The following is an 8161-nucleotide window of genomic DNA, read 5'->3' on the forward strand; positions in this document are numbered from 1 at the left end:
TCGACTTTCATCAAGAGAGAAAAGGATTACTCTTCGTCTTCTAGCTCGATGTTGATACCTAGCGAGCGGATCTCTTTCAACAGTACGTTGAACGATTCTGGCATGCCAGGTTCCATGCTGTGGTTACCGTCTACGATGTTCTTGTACATCTTAGTACGGCCGTTAACGTCATCCGACTTAACCGTTAGCATTTCTTGTAGCGTGTAAGCAGCACCGTATGCTTCTAGTGCCCATACTTCCATCTCACCGAAACGCTGACCACCGAACTGAGCTTTACCACCTAGTGGTTGCTGAGTTACTAGGCTGTACGAACCAGTTGAACGAGCGTGCATCTTGTCATCAACAAGGTGGTTCAGTTTCAGCATGTACATGTAACCAACAGTTACAGGACGCTCAAACGCATCACCTGTGCGACCATCAAACAGTGTTAACTGACCTGATGTTGGTAGATCTGCTAGCTCAAGAAGTGCTTTGATTGACTCTTCTGGAGCGCCATCAAATACAGGAGTCGCGATTGGTAGACCGCCACGCAAGTTCTTGATCAGAGTACGTACTTCATCATCAGATAGAGAAGCAATATCTACTTTCTGGCGAGTGTCGCCTAGATCGTAAACTTTTTGTAGGAACTCGCGGAATTTCGCTAATTCTTGCTGCTCTTTAACCATCTGGTTGATCTTGTCACCGATACCTTTCGCTGCCAGACCTAAGTGTACTTCTAGGATCTGACCGATGTTCATACGCGAAGGTACACCCAGTGGGTTAAGTACGATGTCTACAGGCTGACCTTTCTCATCGTATGGCATGTCCTCAACAGGGTTGATCTTAGAGATTACACCCTTGTTACCGTGACGACCCGCCATCTTATCACCAGGCTGAATGCGACGTTTAACCGCTAGGTAAACCTTAACGATCTTCAGGACGCCAGGTGCTAAATCATCACCTTGAGTGATCTTACGACGCTTAGTTTCGAACTTCTTATCGAAGTCAGCTTTTAGCTCATCCCACTGTTCAGCAAGTTGCTCAAGCTGAGTTTGTAGTGCGTCATCTTCTAGCGTTAGTTCTAGCCACTTCTTACGATCAGTTGTGTCTAGTTTCGCTTCAGAGTAACCGCCTTCAATCAATACAGCTTTAACACGGTTTAGAAGGCCGCCCTCAAGAATCTGGAATTCTTCAGTTAGGTCTTTCTTCGCTTCTTTAAGCTGCATCTGTTCGATTTCAAGCGCACGCTTGTCTTTCTCTACGCCATCGCGAGTAAAGACTTGAACGTCGATGATCGTACCTGATACAGAGTTAGGTACACGTAGTGAAGTATCTTTAACGTCAGATGCTTTTTCACCGAAGATTGCACGTAGTAGCTTCTCTTCAGGCGTTAGCTGAGTTTCACCTTTAGGTGTAACTTTACCAACTAGGATGTCGCCACCCTTAACTTCAGCACCGATGTAAACGATACCTGACTCGTCTAGTTTAGACAGAGCAGACTCACCTACGTTTGGAATATCCGCTGTGATCTCTTCAGAACCAAGCTTAGTATCACGCGCCACACAAGTCAGTTCTTGGATGTGGATAGTCGTGAAACGGTCTTCTTGAACTACGCGCTCAGATACTAAGATCGAGTCTTCGAAGTTGTAACCGTTCCAAGGCATGAACGCGATACGCATGTTTTGACCAAGCGCTAGTTCACCAAGGTCTGTTGAAGGACCATCAGCAAGAACGTCACCGCGTGATACAGGCTCACCTGGCATCACACATGGGCGCTGGTTAATACATGTGTTCTGGTTAGAACGTGTGTATTTAGTCAGGTTGTAGATGTCGATACCAGCTTCACCTGGTACTAGCTCTTCTTCGTTAACTTTAACAACGATACGAGAAGCATCTACTGACTGGATTACACCACCACGTTTAGCAACTGCAGTTACACCTGAGTCAACGGCTACGTTACGTTCAATACCAGTACCAACAAGCGGTTTGTCAGCTTTCAGTGTTGGAACTGCCTGACGTTGCATGTTCGCACCCATCAATGCACGGTTCGCATCATCGTGTTCTAGGAACGGGATAAGCGATGCAGCGATAGATACAACCTGGTTTGTCGCAACGTCCATGTACTGAGCGTGCTCACGAGGGTGTAGACCAGATTCACCTTTCTGACGAGCTGTGATCAGCTCATCTGCAAAAGTACCATCTTCGTTTAGCTTAGCGTTCGCCTGTGCGATAACGAATTGGCCTTCTTCGATTGCAGATAGGTAATCTACTTCGTCTGTTACTACGCCATCTACAACGCGACGGTATGGTGTCTCTAGGAAACCGTACTCGTTACAACGCGCAAACGCAGATAGAGAGTTGATCAGACCGATGTTTGGACCTTCAGGCGTTTCGATAGGACATAGACGACCGTAGTGAGTTACGTGTACGTCACGTACTTCGAAGCCAGCACGTTCACGAGTTAGACCGCCAGGACCCAATGCAGAAATACGACGCTTGTGCGTTACTTCTGATAGCGGGTTGTTTTGGTCCATGAACTGTGAAAGCTGTGAAGAGCCAAAGAATTCTTTAACTGCCGCAGAAATTGGCTTCGCGTTGATCAAGTCTTGAGGCATGATTGCGTCAAGATCGCCTAGGCTTAGACGCTCTTTAACTGCACGCTCAACACGTACTAGACCTACACGGAACTGGTTCTCAGCCATTTCGCCTACAGAACGGATACGACGGTTGCCTAGATGGTCGATATCGTCCACTTCGCCCTTACCGTTACGGATCGCGATCAGCTTCTTCATCACTTCGATGATATCAGTTTCATCAAGTGTGCCTTGCTCTTGAGCATCTTCACGGCCGATAGAGCTGTTGAACTTCATACGACCAACAGTCGATAGATCGTAACGCTCTTCAGAGAAGAATAGGCTTTCGAATAGAGCTTCTGCAGCTTCTTTTGTTGGCGGCTCACCAGGGCGCATCATGCGGTAGATTTCTACCAATGCAGAAATACGATCAACCGTGCTGTCGATACGTAGTGTTTCTGACATGAATGGACCGTGGTCTAGATCGTTCGTGAATAGAACTTCTAGCGCTTTGTGGCCAGCCTGAGATAGGTTCGCTAATGCTTCCAGGCTGATTTCCTGGTTAGCGTTAACAATGATCTCGCCTGTTGCTTCATTGATGTAATCTTTTGATGCAACTTTACCTACGATGTACTCAACTGGTACTTCGATGTGATCAACACCATCTTTTTCTAGTTGGCGGATATGACGAGCTGTTACGCGACGACCTTGCTCAACGTAAACTTTACCATTTGCTTCGATGTCGAATGACGCAGTTTCACCACGTAGACGATCCGGAACCAACTCCATCAATAGAGTTTGGTCTTTCACTTCGAAGTTCACTTTCTCGAAGAAGATATCTAGGATTTCTTCTGTCGACTTACCTAGTGCTCGAAGGATGATCGATGCTGGTAGCTTACGACGGCGGTCGATACGAACGTACAAGTTATCCTTAGGATCAAACTCGAAATCAAGCCATGAACCACGGTAAGGAATAACACGTGCGTTGTATAAAACTTTACCTGAAGAGTGGGTCTTACCCTTATCGCTGTCGAAGAACACGCCTGGGCTTCGGTGCAGCTGGGATACGATAACCCTCTCGGTACCGTTGATTACGAAGGTACCATTGTCTGTCATGAGTGGAATTTCACCCATGTAGACTTCTTGTTCTTTAATGTCTTTTACAGTACCTGCTGGCGCGTCTTTATCAAAGATAACTAGGCGTAGTTTTACACGTAGTGGCTTTGAGTAAGTTACACCGCGGATTTGACATTCTTTAACGTCAAAAACTGGCTCACCAAGACGGTAGCTAACGTATTGCAGCTCAGAATTGCCGTTGTAGCTCTGAATCGGGAATACAGAACGGAAAGCGGCTTCAAGACCGTATTGACCTTCAGGATCCTGTTCGATAAATTTGTCGAACGAATCGAGCTGGATCGATAGCAGGTATGGAATGTCCAAAACTTGTGGACGAGTACCAAAGTCCTTACGGATGCGCTTTTTCTCGGTATAAGAGTAAACCATGGGGTTCCTCAGCTCGCTGATAAGTGACCCAAACTGTCCGCCCGCTCCTAGTTACTTAAGGGGGGTAAGGGACAGTGACTAATATAGCTGTTTACTGTAGTGACATTTCATTTCGTAAGAATGAAATGTTTTTTGCATGGATATCAGGCGCTTAAACAGCGGGAAAATTCGCCTATACCCTACAGCGCAAAAAGGCCGGTGGTTAAAAAACCACCAGCCAATTAGCCGTTAGGCTAAGAAACTATGCAATAATTACTTAACAGCAACAGTTGCACCAGCTTCTTCTAGCTGAGCTTTAAGAGCTTCAGCTTCTGCTTTCTCAACACCTTCTTTAAGAGGTGCTGGAGCGCCGTCTACTAGAGCTTTAGCTTCTTTAAGACCTAGGCCAGTTGCGCCACGTACTGCTTTGATTACAGCAACTTTGTTACCGCCAGCAGCTTCTAGGATTACGTCGAATTCAGTTTGCTCAGCAGCAGCTTCGCCTGCAGCAGCGCCGCCAGCTACAACAGCAGCAGCAGCAGAAACACCGAATTTCTCTTCCATTGCTTCGATTAGTTCAACAACTTGCATTACAGACATTTCTGCAACTGCGTCTAGGATTTGCTCGTTAGTAATAGACATAACAATTCTCTTTTAAGTCAACAATAAGTTTATTAAGCAACCAGTAAAAAGCAAGGCTTATGCCGCTGCTTCTTGTTTTTGATCGCGGATAGCTGCGATAGTACGCGCCAGCTTGCCAGCCGAAGCTTCTTTCATGCACATCATTAGGCGTGCAATTGCTTCGTCGTAAGTTGGTAGTGTTGCTAGTACTTCAGCGTCAGTTAAAGCGCCTTCAAATGCAGCAGCTTTGATCTCGAAATCTTTGTTCTCTTTAGCGAAGTCTTTGAAAAGACGCGCTGCAGCACCTGGGTGCTCATTAGAGAATGCGATTAGAGTAGGACCAGTGAAAGTGTCAGTTAGACACTCGTACTCAGTACCTTCAACCGCACGACGAGCAAGAGTGTTACGAACAACTCTCATGTAAACGCCAGCTTCACGAGCTTGTTTACGTAGAGAAGTCATCGCGCCAACTTGAACGCCACGAGAATCAGCTACAACTGCAGAAAGTGCACCACTGGCAGCTTCGTTGACTTCAGCAACAATTGCTTTTTTGTCTTGAAGGTTTAAAGCCATCTTGGATTTACTCCTGGTTGTCGTTACACCACTCACTATCATCACGACAGTGAGAGCTATTGAGGTGCTTCCCCAGAAGAAAGTTAACTATATTACATAGAGCTTTCTGTCAGTTCGGGCACCATCTACGTAGGATAATTAAGTTTGCTTTTACACAAACACCTACGGTCTTGGACGGAGACTGGGTCTTAATTCATTTCGAACTAGGAGACAGTTCAAAGAACCAAAGTTCAGCCCCAACCACAAATATTAGGCGCAAAATTATACACTAATTTTGCGCCTAAGCAAATAAATTATGCTTGAGTGTTCAGGCTAGCCTGATCAACAGCAACACCAGCACCCATAGTAGTAGAGATGCTTACTTTCTTCAGGAAAGTACCTTTCGCTGAAGATGGTTTAGCTTTCTTCAGAGCAACTAGAAGTGCTTCTAGGTTCTCTTTGATCTGCTCAGCAGAGAAGTTTGCTTTACCGATAGTAGTGTGGATGATGCCGTTTTTGTCGTTACGGTAACGAACCTGACCAGCTTTAGCGTTTTTAACTGCTTCAGCAACGTTAGGAGTTACAGTACCAACTTTAGGGTTTGGCATAAGACCGCGAGGACCTAGGATAGTACCTAGTTGACCTACAACGCGCATTGCATCTGGAGAAGCAACAACTACGTCAAAGTTCATTTCGCCTTTCTTAACTTGCTCAGCAAGATCTTCCATACCTACGATGTCTGCGCCAGCTTCTTTAGCTGCTTCAGCGTTAGCACCTTGAGTGAACACTGCAACGCGGATTTCGCGGCCAGTACCGTGAGGTAGTACAGTTGCACCACGTACGTTCTGGTCAGATTTACGAGCATCAATGCCTAGGTTAACAGCAACGTCTACAGACTCAACGAATTTAGCCGTCGCTAGTTCTTGAAGAAGAGCAACAGCTTCGTTGATTTCGTATTCTTTAGTTACGTCAACTTTTTCGCGGATTACGCGCATGCGCTTAGTTAGTTTTGCCATCTTATTAACCCTCTACCACTAGGCCCATTGAACGAGCAGTACCAGCGATAGAACGCTTCATCGCTTCGATGTCAGCACCAGTCATATCAGCAGCTTTAGTTTCTGCGATTTCTTGGATTTGAGCGTCAGTTACAGTACCAACTTTTTCAGTGTTTGGACGACCTGAACCAGACTTAACGCCAGCAGCTTTCTTAAGAAGAACAGCAGCAGGTGGAGTCTTAGTTACGAACGTAAAAGAACGGTCGCTGTATACTGTGATAACTACTGGAGTTGGTAGACCTTTCTCAATAGATTCTGTTTTTGCGTTGAACGCTTTACAGAATTCCATGATGTTCACACCGTGTTGACCTAGTGCAGGACCTACTGGTGGACTAGGGTTAGCCATACCAGCAGCAACTTGTAGCTTGATGTAAGCTTCAACTTTCTTAGCCATGATAATTCCTAAGTTTGGGTACAAACGCTAATCGCGGATCAGCTCCCCGTTTGTGTAAGAAACTTTTTACTTCACCTGAAGTAAAAAGGCGCGAAATTATAGTCATAATCCGCGCCTTATACAACCCTAAAAAGGTGATTTTTTATACTCTTTAACGAAGAGTCTTAGTCCAGCTTTTCAACCTGACCAAATTCAAGCTCAACTGGTGTCGCACGACCAAAGATCGATACAGACACTTTCAGGCGGCTCTTCTCGTAATCCACTTCTTCAACAGTACCGTTGAAGTCAGCAAATGGACCTTCGTTAACACGTACCACTTCACCCGCTTCGTACATTGTACGCGGACGAGGCGCTTCACTCGCTTTCTCAAGACGATTAAGAATCGCGTCAGCCTCTTTATCCGTGATAGGTGCCGGACGGTCTGAGGTACCACCAATGAAGCCCATGACACGCGGCACACTGCGTACTAGGTGCCATGATTCATCGTTCATAATCATCTGAACAAGGACGTAACCTGGGAAGAACTTACGCTCAGATTTGCGACGCTGACCCGCGCGCATTTCCACTACTTCTTCAGTAGGAACCAGTACTTCACCGAATAGCTCTTCCATGCCGTGCATTTTGATATGCTCGCGCAGAGATTGAGCTACACGACCTTCAAATCCAGAGAAGGCTTGAACCACATACCAGCGTTTTTTTGGAGCTTCACTCATGAATAAAAACCCTCTATACCCCAGTTGCTAGAGCTACTAGACGAACCATAATTCCGTCAATACCCCATAGCACTAGAGCCATTACAATACTTACAGCTAAAACGATCAGTGTTGTTTGCATGGTTTCTTGGCGAGTAGGCCAAACAACTTTACGTACTTCCATACGAGATTCTTTTGCAAAACTGATCGCTGCTTTACCTTTAGTCGTTGTTGCTGCAACGCCTAAGGCAGCTGCAATAAGAACAACAACGCCTGCAGCACGAACCACTACAGACATTTCACCATACAGGTAATTACCCACAACAGCGGCAGCTGCCAATACGAAAGCGGCTACCCACTTAAACGTATCTGCTGCGTTTGAGCTATCAGGAGTTTCAGCATTATTTGCTTTCATAAAACCAACCTGTTACAAGTCTTAATATAGACGACAACAACCCCGCTGTTGCAGGGCAAACTCCATATCGCTGAAAAAATCAGCGTACTCTTCTTAAGATTAAGCCTCTTTGCTTAATCTTGCTCTGCGCCCAACCCACTTCTGAACAAGAAAACAGCAAAAATAATGTTGAGTGCAGAAAAAGGGCATCAAATGATGCCCTTTTTGCTACTGGTTCGTCAAATCTAATTCAAGATTTTCCGAAAGCATCGCTAATTCGCTATGAATTAGTCGAAGATCTTAGCAACAACACCAGCACCTACTGTACGGCCACCTTCACGAATCGCGAAACGTAGACCTTCGTCCATTGCGATTGGTGCGATTAGCTCTACAGTCATCTGTACGTTGTCGCCTGGCAT

General features: G+C 45.8%; 7 protein-coding genes and 1 pseudogene. All 8 read right to left on the reverse strand.

The genetic code is table 11. From position 1 onward, the window contains the following. Positions 1-26: 26 nt before the first annotated feature. Positions 27-4055 carry a DNA-directed RNA polymerase subunit beta gene (gene rpoB, locus R7D93_RS24275; RefSeq protein ID WP_005384685.1) on the reverse strand — a complete coding sequence of 1343 codons (4029 nt, stop codon included), beginning with the start codon at positions 4053-4055 and terminating at the stop codon, positions 27-29. Positions 4056-4307: 252 nt separating this feature from the next. Next, positions 4308-4676, reverse strand: a complete 369-nt coding sequence (gene rplL, locus R7D93_RS24280; protein WP_005382540.1) for a 50S ribosomal protein L7/L12 — start codon at positions 4674-4676, stop codon at positions 4308-4310. Between the two features lie 57 nt (positions 4677-4733). Next, positions 4734-5228, reverse strand: a complete 495-nt coding sequence (gene rplJ, locus R7D93_RS24285) for a 50S ribosomal protein L10 (protein ID WP_005382538.1) — start codon at positions 5226-5228, stop codon at positions 4734-4736. 293 nt (positions 5229-5521) lie between these two features. Beyond that, positions 5522-6223, reverse strand: coding sequence for a 50S ribosomal protein L1 (gene rplA / locus R7D93_RS24290; protein ID WP_005384683.1), 702 nt, complete (start codon positions 6221-6223; stop codon positions 5522-5524). Between the two features lie 4 nt (positions 6224-6227). Then, positions 6228-6656, reverse strand: coding sequence for a 50S ribosomal protein L11 (gene rplK / locus R7D93_RS24295; protein ID WP_005384682.1), 429 nt, complete (start codon positions 6654-6656; stop codon positions 6228-6230). Between the two features lie 164 nt (positions 6657-6820). Then, positions 6821-7369 (reverse strand): transcription termination/antitermination protein NusG, encoded by a 549-nt coding sequence (gene nusG, locus R7D93_RS24300; RefSeq protein WP_005384681.1) that lies wholly within the window; start codon positions 7367-7369, stop codon positions 6821-6823. A 13-nt stretch (positions 7370-7382) separates the two neighbouring features. After that, positions 7383-7763 (reverse strand): preprotein translocase subunit SecE, encoded by a 381-nt coding sequence (secE, locus tag R7D93_RS24305; protein WP_005384680.1) that lies wholly within the window; start codon positions 7761-7763, stop codon positions 7383-7385. A 266-nt stretch (positions 7764-8029) separates the two neighbouring features. After that, positions 8030-8161, reverse strand: a pseudogene (gene tuf, locus R7D93_RS24310) (elongation factor Tu); the annotation flags it as partial.

Origin of the sequence: Vibrio sp. YT-15 (assembly GCF_033337445.1) — a bacterium.
Classification (GTDB): Bacteria; Pseudomonadota; Gammaproteobacteria; order Enterobacterales; family Vibrionaceae; genus Vibrio; species Vibrio alginolyticus.